Annotated in this window: 10 protein-coding genes; 6 read left to right on the top strand and 4 right to left on the bottom strand. The window is 62.2% G+C overall.

What is annotated here, in order from left to right; translation table 11 throughout:
• Positions 1–57 precede the first annotated feature (57 nt).
• Positions 58–402, bottom strand: coding sequence for a YggL family protein (locus tag CAF74_RS23225; RefSeq protein ID WP_085747901.1), 345 nt, complete (start codon positions 400–402; stop codon positions 58–60).
• A 234-nt stretch (positions 403–636) separates the two neighbouring features.
• Here CAF74_RS23225 and dacB point away from each other — a divergent pair, with 234 nt between their 5' ends.
• Positions 637–2,097, top strand: a complete 1,461-nt coding sequence (gene dacB, locus CAF74_RS23230; protein WP_007952030.1) for a D-alanyl-D-alanine carboxypeptidase/D-alanyl-D-alanine-endopeptidase — start codon at positions 637–639, stop codon at positions 2,095–2,097.
• A gap of 129 nt (positions 2,098–2,226) precedes the next feature.
• On the opposite strand, the gene CAF74_RS23235 is transcribed toward dacB, so the two are convergent.
• Positions 2,227–4,611 carry a diguanylate cyclase gene (locus CAF74_RS23235; protein WP_085747902.1) on the bottom strand — a complete coding sequence of 795 codons (2,385 nt, stop codon included), beginning with the start codon at positions 4,609–4,611 and terminating at the stop codon, positions 2,227–2,229.
• Positions 4,612–4,757: 146 nt separating this feature from the next.
• A complete protein-coding gene (rlmKL, locus tag CAF74_RS23240; protein WP_085747903.1) occupies positions 4,758–7,028 on the bottom strand; it encodes a bifunctional 23S rRNA (guanine(2069)-N(7))-methyltransferase RlmK/23S rRNA (guanine(2445)-N(2))-methyltransferase RlmL in 2,271 nt (756 codons plus the stop codon).
• Positions 7,029–7,558: 530 nt separating this feature from the next.
• Here rlmKL and rmf point away from each other — a divergent pair.
• Positions 7,559–7,774 carry a ribosome modulation factor gene (rmf, locus tag CAF74_RS23250; RefSeq protein ID WP_003223300.1) on the top strand — a complete coding sequence of 72 codons (216 nt, stop codon included), beginning with the start codon at positions 7,559–7,561 and terminating at the stop codon, positions 7,772–7,774.
• 138 nt (positions 7,775–7,912) lie between these two features.
• Here the strand turns inward: rmf and CAF74_RS23255 are convergent, their stop codons facing one another.
• Positions 7,913–8,932, bottom strand: a complete 1,020-nt coding sequence (locus CAF74_RS23255) for a quinone-dependent dihydroorotate dehydrogenase (protein WP_085747904.1) — start codon at positions 8,930–8,932, stop codon at positions 7,913–7,915.
• 222 nt (positions 8,933–9,154) lie between these two features.
• On the opposite strand from CAF74_RS23255, the gene CAF74_RS23260 reads away from it, so the two are divergent.
• From CAF74_RS23260 to CAF74_RS23275, 4 genes are all read left to right on the top strand, one after another.
• Positions 9,155–10,366 (top strand): CmpA/NrtA family ABC transporter substrate-binding protein, encoded by a 1,212-nt coding sequence (locus tag CAF74_RS23260; protein WP_085747905.1) that lies wholly within the window; start codon positions 9,155–9,157, stop codon positions 10,364–10,366.
• Positions 10,367–10,381: 15 nt separating this feature from the next.
• Positions 10,382–10,957, top strand: a complete 576-nt coding sequence (locus CAF74_RS23265) for an ANTAR domain-containing response regulator (RefSeq protein WP_007916390.1) — start codon at positions 10,382–10,384, stop codon at positions 10,955–10,957.
• A 220-nt stretch (positions 10,958–11,177) separates the two neighbouring features.
• A complete protein-coding gene (locus CAF74_RS23270) occupies positions 11,178–12,389 on the top strand; it encodes a NarK/NasA family nitrate transporter (RefSeq protein WP_007952035.1) in 1,212 nt (403 codons plus the stop codon).
• A gap of 7 nt (positions 12,390–12,396) precedes the next feature.
• Positions 12,397–14,067 (top strand): bifunctional protein-serine/threonine kinase/phosphatase, encoded by a 1,671-nt coding sequence (locus CAF74_RS23275; RefSeq protein ID WP_085747906.1) that lies wholly within the window; start codon positions 12,397–12,399, stop codon positions 14,065–14,067.
• Positions 14,068–14,329: the final 262 nt, after the last annotated feature.

Below are 14,329 nucleotides of genomic sequence, written 5' to 3' on the forward strand. Positions count from 1 at the left end.
TCGTTAAAAAGCAGGCATAAAAAAACGGCGACCCTCAGGTCGCCGTTTTTTTCAGTATCACTTAGCCGGGTTGATCGGCTTTTCCGGATACCAAACGTCCAGCAGCGGGCTGATTTCAGTAGAAGTCAGCTCGGAGCGGGTTTTCAGCCAGGCTTCAACAGCAGCGCGCTGCTCTTCGGAGACCGAACCACGCTTCTGCAGGCAAACCAGACCGAAGTCGTCGCCGCCGACATAGCCCAGACCGTTGGCTTCCATGGCTTCTTTGATGAATGCTTCGAGGAAAGCGTCAATGGCTTCTTCGGACAGGTCTTCTTTGAAGCCCAGGTTCAGTTCGAAACCCAGCTCTTGAAATTCATCGACGCACAGTTTTTTGCGCAGACGCTGGGAACGGTTAGTCGCCATTGGAACAATCCTCTTAAGTAATAACGGCCGGCACTTTACCAGTTTAAGCCGGCGATTGCCCGACTCTCTGGGACGTGCGTGCGACCGCCTGTAAAAAAATAACGAATTGGCGCCCTTGCGAAAGGCACAAGCTGTTACACCTTGGGGCATAATGCCGACACTTTCATGACCACTGAGGGCCTTTTCATCCATGTCCTCGTCTTTTTTCCCCTCGGCTGTAGGGTTTTATTTCATATGATCAAATCGTTGCGTCCTCTGCTCCTGGCCGGTCTTCTTCTGCCGCTGGCCCTGCCCGTCTCCGCTGCCACCATCAACACCGCCCTGACCCCCAACGTCGAAAAAGCCCTCAAGGCCAGCAAGCTGCAGCCCACCGCCCTGTCGCTGGTGATGGTGCCGCTGGACGGCCCGGGCACGCCGACCGTGTACAACGCCGACGTCTCGGTCAACCCGGCCTCGACCATGAAGCTGGTCACCACGTACGCGGCGCTGGAAATGCTCGGCCCCAACCATCAGTGGAAAACCGAGTTCTACACCGACGGCGACCTGAACGGCGGGATCCTCAACGGCAACCTCTACCTCAAGGGTGGCGGCGATCCGAAGCTGAACATGGAAAAACTCTGGCTGCTGATGCGCGACCTGCGTGCCAACGGCGTAACCCAGGTCACCGGTGATCTGGTATTGGATCGCAGCTTCTTCGTGCAGCCGCAACTGCCGGAATTCAACGATGACGGCAACGACGAGAACAAGCCGTTCCTGGTCAAGCCGGATTCACTGCTGGTCAACCTCAAGGCCCTGCGTTTCGTGGCCCGCAACGACAATGGTCGGGTGTTGATCTCGGTTGAACCGCCGATTGCCAGCATCAACATCGAAAACACCGTCAAAGCGCTCAACTCCAAACAATGCACCGGCGGCGTGCGCTACAACCCGGTGCCGCAAGCCGATGGCAGCGTGACCGTGACCGTGGCCGGCCAGTTGGGCGAAGGCTGCAGCTCGCAGACTTATCTGTCGCTGCTCGACCACGCGACCTACACCGCCGGCGCCGTGCGGGCGATCTGGAAGGAACTGGGCGGCAGCATCCAGGGCAAGGATCGTCTGGCCCCGACCCCGAGCAGCGCCAAAGTGCTGGCCCGCGCGTTTTCGCCGGATCTGGCGGAAATCATCCGCGACATCAACAAGTACAGTAACAACACCATGGCTCAGCAGCTGTTCCTGAGCCTGGGCCAGAAATTCCGCAACGACGCCGACGGCGATGACGCCAAGGCCGCGCAACGCGTGGTGCGTCAGTGGCTGGCGAAGAAAGGCATCACCGCGCCGCACCTGGTGATGGAGAACGGCTCCGGTCTGTCGCGCTCCGAGCGAGTCAGTGCCCGTGAAATGGCCAGCATGCTGCAAGCGGCCTGGCACAGCCCGTACGCCGCCGAGTACATCAGCTCGCTGCCGATTGCCGGCACCGACGGCACCATGCGCAAACGCCTGAAGACCACCGCGATGCGCGGCGAAGCCCACGTCAAGACCGGCACCCTGAACACCGTACGGGCGATTGCCGGCTTCAGCCGCGACGTCAACGGCAACACCTGGGCGGTGGTGGCGATCCTCAACGATAAGGCCCCGTTCGGCGCGTCGTCGGTGCTGGATCAGGTGCTGCTGGATCTCTACAAACAGCCGCGGACGCCGCAGACTGCTTCGGTTCTGTAATCCCCCGTACATGATTGTTCCCACGCTCTGCGTGCGAATACAGCCCGTGACGCTCTGCGTCACTGGACGCGGAGCGTCCCCGGAGGCATTCCCACGCAGAGCGTGGGAACGATCAGGTGGCAGAGGGGCTCAGTTCATCTGCCGCTCAACCCGATCCCGTCCGCCCTGCTTCGCCGCATAGACCCCGGAATCCGCCCGCAGCAACAGCGCGTCCGCGCCCTCTCCCGGTCGCCAGCTGGCAATCCCGAAACTGGCCGTCACCACCCCCACCACGTCGATCGGCGCACTGCGCAGGCTGTGCCATAACTCCTCGGCCAGCATGTGGGCGTGATCGCCGTCGATGTCCGGGCACAGCACCATGAACTCTTCGCCGCCCAACCGGCAGAACACGTCGGTACGCCGCAGACGATGGCCGATGCGCTCGCAGACCGCCTGCAATACGCGGTCGCCCACCGCGTGACCGTACTGATCGTTGATCCGCTTGAAGTGGTCGATGTCGAGCATGATCACCGACAACTCGCCGCCCCCACGCTCGACTCGGGCCATTTCGGTGGTCAAGCGCTCCTGGAAATAGCGCCGATTGTGAATGCCTGTCAGGGAATCGGTCACAGACAGTGCGCGCAGTTCTTCTTCGACGCGCTTCAGGTCGGAAATGTCGGAGATATAACCGTGCCACAGCACGCCGCCGCCCGGCAATTCCTCCGGGGTCGCCTCACCGCGAACCCAGCGCAGACCGCGCCCGGGTAACTGCACGCGGTATTCCTCGCGCCACGGGCTGAGGTTGTCCGCCGAGGCACGGATCGACTTGCGCACGCGGCTGACGTCCTGCGGGTGGATGCGGGTGAAGATCGCTTCGGCGTTGAGCAGCAGCACGTCCGGCTCCAGCTCGTAGATCTCACGGATGCCGTCGCTGGCGTAGATCACGCTGAAGCGACCGTCGAACTCCATTTTGAATTGATAGATCCCACCGGGCACGTGGGCGCTGAGTTTCTTCAACAGCACGTCCCGTGCGGCCAGCGCTTCGTGCACGCGCTTGCGCTCGGTGATGTCGATGCAGATCGCCAGATGGCCGACCCACAGCCCCTGCTCGTCCAGCACCGGCGTGGCCAGCATGTTCACTGGAATGTGGCTGCCGTCCTTGCGCACCAGCGTCCACTCGCGCGCCTCGTGCCCGCCCACTTCCCCGCCCTCCACCAGCATCGCCTGACAGGTCGGAATGGTCTTGCCATAACGGGCGCTGAGCTCCGCCGCGCGGGCCACCAGTTCCCGGGGAAAGTGCAGATTTTCCAGGGTCATGTGGCCGACCACTTCGCTGCTGAGATAACCGAGCATCTGCTCGGCGCCGGGGTTGAAGGTGTTGATCACCCCGCGCAGGTCAGTGGCGATGATTGCCACCTGGGTCGCCGCGTTGAGCACCCCGCGCAACTGACCGTGGGTGCCGCGCAGTTCCTGTTCGCGCTCATGCAGTTCCTGGGTGCGCAATTCGACCATGCGCAACGCGCGCTGGCGCTGACTGACCAGCACATAAAGCAGCGCGCTCAGCAGCAGACTGAGCAGTCCGCCCAGCACCACCACGCTGCCAACCGACGAATGGTTGGCCTGCATGAACGCTTCGCTCGGCAGGATATCCACCTGATAGTCGTGATCGGCCATGCGCACCAGCCGGGTAGCGGACAGATCGCTCGGCGCCGGTTCATTGGTCGATTCGAACAGCACTTCATGCTGATCGTTGGTAGACAGATCGAGAATGCGCACCGACAGATAGTCATGAAATGCATCCGGCAAGCCGTCTGCCAGCAGCTGACGCATGCTGATCACAGCCATCACATAGCCGTATGATCTGGGCTCGCCTTCGCGCAACACCGGTGCCACCAGCAATACGCCGCGGGCGTAAGCCGGCTCGATACCGACCAGATGCATCGGCTGCGACACTGCCAGACTGCGAAGCTGGTCGGCGCGCTCCAGTGTCGTGCGGCGCAACGGTTGTGCAAGCAGGTCGTACCCCAACGGTGAGCCGAGCCGGCTCTGGGTCTGGCTGTACAACACCACCACGTATTCATCGCGGGCGGAGGCCAGTTGCAGTTCGCCGCGCGCATTGAGTTCGCGCACGCTGAAGGTGCTCAGGCCCTCATCTCGCACGCGCTGCTCGAAGGCGGCACGTTCGGCACCGCTCACCCGCAAGGCAAACGAATAAGCCTGGGTGCGCAGCAATAGAGGATGGGTGTAACCGTCGAATTCGGCGCGAGACACCGATTCGGAGTTGGCGAAGAACCGGCGCAGGCCGTCGAGGCGTTGCTCCTGATCCTGAAAACGTTCTTCGATGCGGCTATAGCGTTCGTTGGCCAGCAGCTGAAAGCGTTGGCGCAACTGGCTGTGAAACTGATTGAGGGTGCCCCAGGCGAGCAGCCCCGTGAGAATTCCGCCGGCGAGCAATACCAGCACCCCGACCAGCCAGGCCGAGACGTCTTCGCTGATAAAACCCAATATCTTCGGGCGCACGGGGTGCAACGACATAAAAGCCACTCACTACGTCAGCATCTGCGGGAAAAACCCCATCGGCCGTGTGTGAGTTATAGCTATTAGCCACTAATTTGGCTAGCTCTGAACGGATCCAAGAGCCTTTAAAAATCAAGGCTCTGTGGATCCAATTTTGCAGAGCGTCAACGAGCCGTGATTTTCCAGGCGCGGTGGATCTTGCCGTTACGGGCGAAATCCGGGTCGATGGTGCTGGCGGTGATTTCCTCGACCGCGTAACGCTCGGCCAGGTTATCTTCGAGCTGGAACTTGCGGAAGTTGTTGGAGAAGTACAACACCCCACCGCTCGCCAGTCGGGCCATGGCCAGGTCGATCAGTTGCACCTGGTCACGCTGCACGTCGAAGATGCCTTCCATGCGCTTGGAGTTGGAGAAGGTCGGCGGATCGATGAAGATCAGGTCGTATTCGTCGCGGGAATTCTCCAGCCACGCCATCACATCGCCCTGCTCCAGACGGTTCTTGTCGGAGAAACCGTTGAGCGACAGGTTGCGGCGCGCCCAGTCGAGGTAGGTTTTCGACAGGTCGACGCTGGTGGTGCTGCGCGCGCCGCCCTTGGCCGCGTGCACGCTGGCGGTCGCGGTGTAGCAGAACAGGTTGAGGAAGCGCTTGCCGGCGGCCTCTTTCTGGATCCGCATGCGCATTGGCCGGTGGTCGAGGAACAGCCCGGTGTCGAGGTAGTCGGTGAGGTTGACCAGCAACTTCACGCCGCCCTCGGTCACTTCATTGAACTTGCCCTGGGCCGCCTGACGCTCGTACTGCTTGGTGCCGCTCTGACGCTCGCGACGCTTGACCACCACGCGGCTCTTGTCGATGTTCAGCGCCTGCGGGATGGCCGCCAGCGCATCGAACATGCGGATCGAGGCTTTTTCCGGGTCGATCGACTTCGGCGCGGCGTATTCCTGAACGTGCACCCAGTCGTGGTACAGGTCGATGGCCATGGCGTATTCCGGCATGTCCGCATCGTAGACGCGGTAGCAATCGATGCCTTCGCGCTTGACCCACTTGCTCATGGCCTTGAGGTTCTTTTGCAGGCGGTTGGCAAACATCTGCCCGCCTTCGCTCAGGCGCGGTTGCTCAATCACTGGCGCCGGGGCCGGCGTCGGTTTGATCGGGTTGCCGTTCTTGTTGAACTTGCGCTCTTGCGGCTCGTTCGGCGTCTGATCGTAAGCAGCCTGCTCGCGTTCGGCCTGACGCTGCTCCGGGGTACGACGCTCGCCAGTGACGAACTGATCCGGCAGGACTTTGATCAACAACAGCTTGCACGGCAGCGCGCCGTTCCAGAACGAATACTGTTTGTGGCTGCGGATGCCCATGCGCTTGCCCAGGTCCGGCGCGCCGGTGAACACCGCCGCTTCCCAGTTCAGGCAGGCCTGACGCAGACGCTCGCCAAGATTCTGGTAGAGGTACAACAGGCTGGCTTCATCACCCAGACGCTCGCCGTACGGCGGGTTGCAGATGACCAGGCCTTTCTGGTTCTGGTCCGGACGCGGCTCGAAGGTCGCCACTTCGCCCTGATAGATCTTGATCCACTCGCTCAGGCCGGCGCGTTCGACGTTGTTGCGGCCCGGCTGAATCAGGCGTGGGTCGGCTTCATAACCACGAATCCACAGCGGCGGCTTGGCCAGACCGGCAGCAGCACGCTCGACCGCTTCTTCATGCAGCTTTTTCCACAGCGCCGGCACGTGGCCGAGCCAGGCGGTGAAGCCCCACTGCTCGCGACGCAGGTTCGGCGCCATGTCCGCGGCGATCATGCCGGCTTCGACCAGGAACGTGCCGACACCGCACATCGGGTCAGCCAGCGCGCCACCTTCGGCGGCGATGCGCGGCCAGCCGGACCGGATCAGGATCGCGGCCGCGAGGTTTTCCTTCAGCGGCGCGGCGCCCTGCTGCAAGCGATAGCCGCGCTGGTGCAGGCTGTGGCCGGAAAGGTCGAGGGACAGAATCGCTTCGCCGCGATCCAGGCGCAGGTGAATGCGCAGATCCGGGTTGAGCTTGTCGATGCTTGGGCGGTCGCCCTGCGGGGTGCGCAGTTTGTCGACGATGGCGTCCTTGACCTTCAGGGCGCCGAAGTGGGTGTTGTCGATGCCCGAACCGTGGCCGCTGAATTCCACGGCCAGGGTGCCATCGGCCAGCATGTGATCCTGCCAGTCGACGTCGAGTACACCGTGGTACAGGTCTTCGGCGTTTTTCATCGGGAAACGCTTGAGCACCAGCAGCACCCGGTTGGCCAGACGCGACCAGAGGCACAGGCGATAAGCGGTTTCCATGGTCGCCATACCACGCACGGCGGAGGTGTGTTCGCGGGCCTCTTCAAGGCCAAGCCCGACGGCTTCCTCGATGAGCAGGCCTTCAAGGCCTTTGGGGCAAGTGAGGAAGAGTTCGAAACGGTCGGACATGGTTTTTCCAGAGCCTTTGGCTAATGAACCGGCAACGCATTGCCGATCCGGTTTTCAATCAGGCGCTTTTCTACAAGAGCGCCCGCGTGGCACGAAGGTGTGCCGTTCCATCCCCGCTGCTCGGGTTAAAAGAGCTTAGATGCCGGGACAGATAAAAAAGTTGAAGCAACAAAATGACTCAAAGCAACCCTTCGTCGAATAGTACCCCAGCGTAAACGTGGGTCATTCTCACTAAAGGATTAACCTCATCATCCAGCGCGGGGCCGATCATACCGGGGTTTGGCCAATAGACGCTGGATAAATACGCGGTTACTTATGGCCATAGCATCTTTTTCGTTACGTCCTTATGACAAAACGGTCATTCCATCGATGTGACTCATTGGTTAGAACTGGACACAGGTTGACGTCGCAACGGCGTCAACACCTTGGCTCGCCACGCCGGCAGCGAGCCGCCAACGGCAGAGTTTTTCTGCCAGACCTCAATTGAGGTCGACGCGACAAAAACAGTCAACAAGTGAGGGAAACACCCTATGAGAAGACTTAAGCGTGATCCGTTGGAAAGAGCATTTTTGCGCGGATATCAATATGGCGTTGGTGGCAAATCCCGTGAGCTTTGCCCATTTACTCTACCGTCGGTACGTCAAGCCTGGATCAACGGCTGGCGAGAAGGACGCGGCGACAACTGGGACGGTATGACCGGCACTGCGGGAATCCACAGACTCAACGAACTTCACGCCGTCGGCTGACACAGGGCACTTATTCCGACACGACAATCTGATTTCGTAACAACCTGATCACCATGCACGTCCTTCCCGGACGGCGGGCTACGGCCCAGGGGCTCCTTCGAGGAGCCCTTTTTTATGCCTGCCTTTTATTTCCGTCGATCAGCGCTTGGCGGCGATCGCGTCCACGGACTCGCGGATCAGCGCCGGGCCCTTATAGATGAAGCCGGAGTAGATCTGCACCAGGCTCGCGCCGGCAGCGATCTTCTCCGCCGCATGCTTGCCTTCGGTGATACCGCCCGCCGCGATGATCGGCAGCTTGCCGCCCAGCTCGGACGCCAGCACTTTCACGGTGTGAGTGCTCTTCTCACACACCGGCGCGCCGGACAGACCGCCCGCCTCGTCACCATGTTCCATGCCTTCGACGCCCACGCGGCTGAGGGTGGTGTTGGTGGCAATCACCGCGTCCATCCCGGTTTCGATCAGTGCTTGCGCAACCTGCGCGGTTTCTTCGTCGGTCATGTCCGGCGCGATCTTGATCGCCAGCGGTACATGTTTGCCATGGCGCAGGGCCAGTTCAGCGCGGCGCGTGGCCAGATCCGCCAACAATTGCTTGAGTGAGTCGCCAAATTGCAGGCTGCGCAGGCCCGGGGTGTTCGGCGAACTGACGTTGACCGTGACGTAGCTGGCGTGGGCGTAGACCTTGTCCAGGCAGATCAGGTAGTCGTCTACCGCGCGCTCGACCGGGGTGTCGAAGTTCTTGCCGATGTTGATCCCCAGCACGCCCTTGTATTTGGCCGCCGCCACCCGCGCCAGCAGGTTATCCACACCGAGGTTGTTGAAACCCATGCGGTTGATGATCGCCTCGGCTTCCGGCAGACGGAAAATCCGTGGTTTCGGGTTGCCCGGCTGCGGGCGCGGGGTCACGGTGCCGATTTCGACAAAACCGAACCCCAGCTGCGCGAAGCCGTCGATGGCCGCGCCGTTCTTGTCCAGACCGGCCGCCAGACCGACAGGGTTCGGGAACTCCAGGCCCATGACGGTCACCGGCAGCGACGCCGGGGCCTTGCACAGCAAGCCGTTGATGCCCAAACGCCCGCCCGCGCCGATCAGATCCAGCGACAGATCGTGGGAGGTTTCCGGGGAAAGTTTGAACAACAGCTGACGGGCCAGGGTGTACATGGGCGGCTATGACTCGGGCGGCGAAAAGAGGCGGCGATTATAGCCGGGCATCGCCCCGCCGCGCGAGGCGCACGGGTAAATCCGTGCGCATGGCATATGCCTTGCACCTTCCTCGGCATCAGCCCGCAGGCCAATGGTGGCGTGCAGGCAAGGACAATGGCGTCGTCTCTCGGTTTTGCGCGGGCAAAGCCTGGGACGACGTTTTTTTTGAGGGTGGCTTTCATGACTCAAACCTCCGCCGGGCCGCTGGCCTGGGTCAACGGCAGCGATGCCCCGGAAAAAAGCGCGATCAACCTCGGCTTCATGGCCCTGAGCGACTGCGCCTCGCTGGTGGTCGCGGCCACTCAGGGCTTTGCCCAGCCTTACGGCTTGACCCTGAATCTCAAGCGCCAGAGTTCCTGGGCCAACTTGCGGGACAATCTGGTCAGCGGCGAACTCGACGCCGCCCACAGCCTTTACGGCCTGATCTACGCGGTGCATCTGGGCATCGGCGGTGTCGCGCCGACCGACATGGCGGTACTGATGGGGCTGAACCAGAACGGTCAGAGCCTCAACCTGTCCCACGGTTTGCAGGGCCTAGGCGTGACCGGTCCTGAAGCGCTGCACCACCATGTGCACCAAACCCGCGCAAAACTGACCTTCGCCCAGACTTTCCCGACCGGCACCCATGCCATGTGGCTTTATTACTGGCTCGCGAGCCAGGGCATTCATCCGTTGCAGGATGTCGACAGCGTGGTGGTGCCGCCGCCGCAAATGGTCGCGCACTTGCAGGCCGGACGCATTGATGGCCTCTGCGTCGGCGAGCCGTGGGCGGCCAGCGCCGTGCAGCAGGATCTCGGGTTCACACTGGCGACCAGCCAGACCATCTGGCCCGATCACCCGGAAAAAGTCCTCGGCTGCACCCGCGCCTTCGTCGAGCAATACCCCAACACCGCCCGCGCGCTGGTGATGTCGATCCTCGAAGCCAGCCGTTTTATCGAAGAAAGCCCGGAAAACCGCCGCAGCACCGCGCAGTTGCTCAGCGCCAGCGAGTACCTCGACGCCCCGGTGTCCTGCATCGAACCGCGCTTTCTCGGCAACTACGCCGATGGCCTCGGCAATCGCTGGCAGGATCCGCACGCCCTGCGCTTTCACGGCGATGGCGCGGTGAATCTGCCGTACCTGTCGGATGGCATGTGGTTCATGACCCAGTTCCGCCGTTGGGGTTTGCTGCGCGATGACCCGGATTACCTCGCCGTCGCCCGTCAGGTGCAGCGACTGGAGATCTATCGCGACGCGGCGACTGCTGTGGGCGTCGCAGCCTGGGGCAAGGACATGCGCAGCAGCCACTTGATCGACGGCAAAATCTGGGACGGCAGCGACCCGGCCGCCTACGCCCGAAGCTTCAAGCTCCACGCGCTGAGCGACAGCGCGCCCCTTCTCGCCCACCGCTGACAGGAGACCGCGAACATGCTGCGCATTCTGCTGATCAACGACACCGCGAAAAAAGTCGGACGCCTGAAAGCCGCGCTGACCGAGGCCGGTTTCGAGGTGATCGACGAGTCGGGCCTGACCATCGACCTGCCGGCGCGCGTCGAAACGGTGCGTCCGGACGTGATCCTGATCGATACCGAGTCACCGAGCCGCGATGTGATGGAGCAAGTGGTGCTGGTCAGCCGCGACCAGCCCCGGCCGATCGTGATGTTCACCGACGAACATGACCCCGGCGTGATGCGTCAGGCGATCAAGTCCGGGGTCAGTGCCTACATCGTCGAAGGCATTCACGCACAACGCCTGCAGCCGATTCTCGACGTGGCCATGGCCCGCTTCGAAAGCGACCAGGCCTTGCGCGCCCAGCTTCAGGCCCGCGACCAGCAATTGGCCGAGCGCAAGCGCATCGAACTGGCCAAAGGACTGCTGATGAAAATGAAGGACTGCAACGAGGAAGAGGCCTACACCCTGATGCGCCGCCAGGCCATGAGCCGCCAGCAGAAACTGATTCAGGTGGCGGAGCAGATCATTGCGATGAGCGAGCTGCTTGGCTGAGCTGGCACAAATCTCGCTAAGCAATCCCTACAGGTAACCAACGGCGGTTGCCCCACCTACGACAAAGACGTCGCTCACCTTCTTCGCCCCTTTCGGCGATCCGGGTAGCGGCGTTTTTGCGTTTTGGCCCCACAGCCCGGGGCCGGTGGTGCGGCCGTGGCGGCGCCCCACTGTGCTGGTTCTGACTCCTTCTCGAGATTCTCTACAGCTGAGGTGCGCGATGAATAAAAGCTTCTGGAAATCCGGCCACACCCCGACCCTGTTCGCGGCATTCCTGTATTTCGACCTGAGCTTCATGGTCTGGTACCTGCTCGGCCCGCTGGCGGTGCAGATTGCCGCCGACCTGCACCTGACCACCCAACAGCGCGGCCTCGTGGTGGCCACGCCGATTCTGGCCGGCGCGGTGCTGCGCTTTGCGATGGGCATGCTCGCCGATCGCCTGTCGCCGAAAACCGCCGGGCTGATCGGCCAGGTGATCGTGATCTGCGCACTGTTCGGCGCCTGGAAGCTTGGCATCCACAGTTACGAACAGGCCCTGCTGCTCGGTTTGTTCCTCGGCATGGCCGGCGCCTCGTTCGCCGTGGCCCTACCGCTGGCCTCGCAGTGGTATCCGCCGGAGCATCAGGGCAAGGCGATGGGCATCGCCGGGGCCGGCAATTCCGGGACTGTGTTCGCGGCACTGATCGCCCCGGTGCTGGCGGCGGCGTTCGGCTGGAGCAATGTGTTCGGGTTCGCCCTGATTCCGCTGATCCTGACCCTGGTGCTGTTCGCCTGGCTGGCGAAAAACGCGCCGGAGCGGCCGAAAGCCAAGTCCATGGCCGACTACTTCAAGGCCCTGGGCGATCGCGACAGCTGGTGGTTCATGTTTTTCTACAGCGTCACCTTCGGCGGCTTCATCGGCCTGGCCAGCGCCCTGCCCGGCTACTTCAACGATCAATACGGCCTGAGCCCGGTGACCGCCGGTTATTACACCGCGGCCTGCGTGTTCGGCGGCAGCCTGATGCGTCCACTGGGCGGCGCGCTGGCTGATCGTTTCGGTGGTATTCGCACGCTCTTGGCGATGTACACGGTGGCCGCAGTTTGTATCGCAGCGGTCGGTTTCAACCTGCCAAGTTCCTACGCGGCGCTGGCACTTTTCGTCTGCACCATGCTCGGTCTCGGCGCAGGTAACGGCGCGGTGTTCCAACTGGTGCCGCAACGTTTCCGGCGCGAAATCGGCGTGATGACCGGACTGATCGGCATGGCCGGGGGTATCGGCGGTTTTGCCCTGGCGGCAGGCATGGGCGCGATCAAACAGAGCACCGGCAGCTATCAACTGGCGCTTTGGCTGTTCGCCAGCCTGGGTGTGTTGGCGTGGTTCGGTCTGCACGGGGTCAAACGTCGCTGGAGAACCACCTGGGGTTCGGCGGCCGTGACCGCTGCCCGGGTCTGAAGCCCGAATGGCTCTGCAACTGAGCTTTGCCGAAGCCAGCGCCACCGGCCCCCGTGTGGAAAACCAGGACGCCTTGCGCCTGGTGACCCCGGCCCCGGCGCTGGCGGCCAGCAAGGGTTTCCTGTTCGCCATCGCCGACGGCGTCAGCCAGTGCGCCGATGGCGGGCTGGCCGCACGTTCGACCTTGCAGGCGCTGGCACTGGACTATTACGCCACTCCGGAAACCTGGAGCGTGGCCCAGGCCCTCGATCGTCTGCTGCTCGCACAAAACCGCTGGTTGCAGGCCAACGGTAGCGGACAGCCGCTGCTCACCACGGTCAGTGCGCTGGTACTGCGCGGCCGGCGATTTACCTTGGCCCACGTAGGCGATTGCCGGGTCTATCGCTGGCACGCCGAGACCTTGCAGCGGATCAGCGAAGATCACGTCTGGGATCAACCGGGCATGCAGCATGTGCTCAAGCGGGCATTGGGACTGGATCAGCATCTGGTGCTGGATTTTCTCGATGGCGAACTGCGTGACGGCGAATGTTTTGTACTGCTCAGCGATGGCGTGTGGGCTGCGCTTGGCGATACCACCATCGCCGGGATTCTGCGCGATCAACCGGACCTGCACAGTGCCGCGCAAACGTTGGTCAACGCCGCGCACTTGGCCGGCAGTCAAGACAACGCCAGCGCGCTGTTGGTGCGGGTGGATGCCGTCGGCGAGGCCAGCCTTGGCGATGCACTGATTCATTTGCAGCAGTGGCCGCTGCCCCCGCCGCTGAAACCGGGTCAGGCATTCGAAGGCTGGCAGGTGCAAGGGATCGTCGGTCAGAGCCAGCAATCATTGCTGTATCGCGTGCTCGATGGTCAGGGCCAAGCATGGCTGTTGAAGACTTTGCCTGCACAACTGGCAGACGATGCCCATGCTGGTCAGGCCTTGCTGGCGGAGGAATGGTTTCTCAAACGCGTCGCCGGGCGGCACTTTCCCGAAGTCCATAGCGCCGGCCAGCGTCAGCATTTGTACTACGTGATGCGTGAATATTCGGGGACGACCCTGGCTCAGTTGTTCGCACAAAGCGGCCCTCTGCCACTGGCTCAGTGGCAGGATCTGGCCGAACGCCTGCTGCGGGCTGTCGGCCTGTTGCATCGACGGCAGATCCTGCACCGCGACATCAAACCGGAAAACCTGCACCTGGGGGACGACGGCGAGTTGCGCCTGCTGGATTTCGGTCTGGCGTATTGCCCCGGTCTGTCGCAGGACGCACCGTCGACCCTGCCCGGAACCCCGAGCTACATCGCACCGGAAGCCTTTCAAAGCGCAGTACCCAGCGCACAACAGGATCTGTATGCGGTGGGCGTGACCTTGTATTTCTTGCTCACCGGGCATTTTCCCTACGGCGAGATCGAACCCTTCCAGCGCCCGCGTTTCGGGGTGCCGGTGAGTGCCGGTCGCTATCGCCCGGATCTGCCGGAGTGGCTGGCGCAGTGTCTGGAGCACGGTGTGGCAGCTGATCCTTTGCAACGCTATGAAACCGCCGAGGAATGGTTGCTGACGCTGGAGCAAGGTGAGCGCCGCAGCCTGAATGTACGCCCTCGCCCCTTGCTGGAACGTGAGCCGCTGAAGGTCTGGCGGACACTGGCGTTACTGGCACTGCTGGGCAATCTGGTGCTGCTGTTTCTGTTGTTTCATGGCTGATGCGGCGCTCCATTAACGGGCGTGCCGCTTCCATTCAGTGCAAAAACCACAATGAACATCTGGCCAATTCCAGCATTACCCCAGTGAAATCGCGGCTCAGCGCAACTTGGCACAACCACTGCATTAACGTTTCCAACTGACATAAAGCCCGACCTTCAACGACGAAGGCCAGGCTTCCCGAGAGAACGGGACAAGGACAAAGGCGTCCTCGCTAGGTAACTGGCGGGACGCCTTTTTTGTTTGCGCCATTTTTGTCGAGCAA

Origin of the sequence: Pseudomonas sp. R45(2017) (assembly GCF_002112305.1) — a bacterium.
GTDB classification, from domain to species: domain Bacteria; phylum Pseudomonadota; class Gammaproteobacteria; order Pseudomonadales; family Pseudomonadaceae; genus Aquipseudomonas; species Aquipseudomonas paraglycinae.

What these genes read in the sequence shown, in the direction of transcription:
- CAF74_RS23225 (WP_085747901.1), bottom strand. Translation starts at nt 402, where the DNA reads ATGGCGACTAACCGTTCCCAGCGTCTGCGCAAAAAACTGTGCGTCGAT.
- dacB (WP_007952030.1), top strand. Translation starts at nt 637, where the DNA reads ATGATCAAATCGTTGCGTCCTCTGCTCCTGGCCGGTCTTCTTCTGCCG.
- CAF74_RS23235 (WP_085747902.1), bottom strand. Translation starts at nt 4,611, where the DNA reads ATGTCGTTGCACCCCGTGCGCCCGAAGATATTGGGTTTTATCAGCGAA.
- rlmKL (WP_085747903.1), bottom strand. Translation starts at nt 7,028, where the DNA reads ATGTCCGACCGTTTCGAACTCTTCCTCACTTGCCCCAAAGGCCTTGAA.
- rmf (WP_003223300.1), top strand. Translation starts at nt 7,559, where the DNA reads ATGAGAAGACTTAAGCGTGATCCGTTGGAAAGAGCATTTTTGCGCGGA.
- CAF74_RS23255 (WP_085747904.1), bottom strand. Translation starts at nt 8,932, where the DNA reads ATGTACACCCTGGCCCGTCAGCTGTTGTTCAAACTTTCCCCGGAAACC.
- CAF74_RS23260 (WP_085747905.1), top strand. Translation starts at nt 9,155, where the DNA reads ATGACTCAAACCTCCGCCGGGCCGCTGGCCTGGGTCAACGGCAGCGAT.
- CAF74_RS23265 (WP_007916390.1), top strand. Translation starts at nt 10,382, where the DNA reads ATGCTGCGCATTCTGCTGATCAACGACACCGCGAAAAAAGTCGGACGC.
- CAF74_RS23270 (WP_007952035.1), top strand. Translation starts at nt 11,178, where the DNA reads ATGAATAAAAGCTTCTGGAAATCCGGCCACACCCCGACCCTGTTCGCG.
- CAF74_RS23275 (WP_085747906.1), top strand. Translation starts at nt 12,397, where the DNA reads ATGGCTCTGCAACTGAGCTTTGCCGAAGCCAGCGCCACCGGCCCCCGT.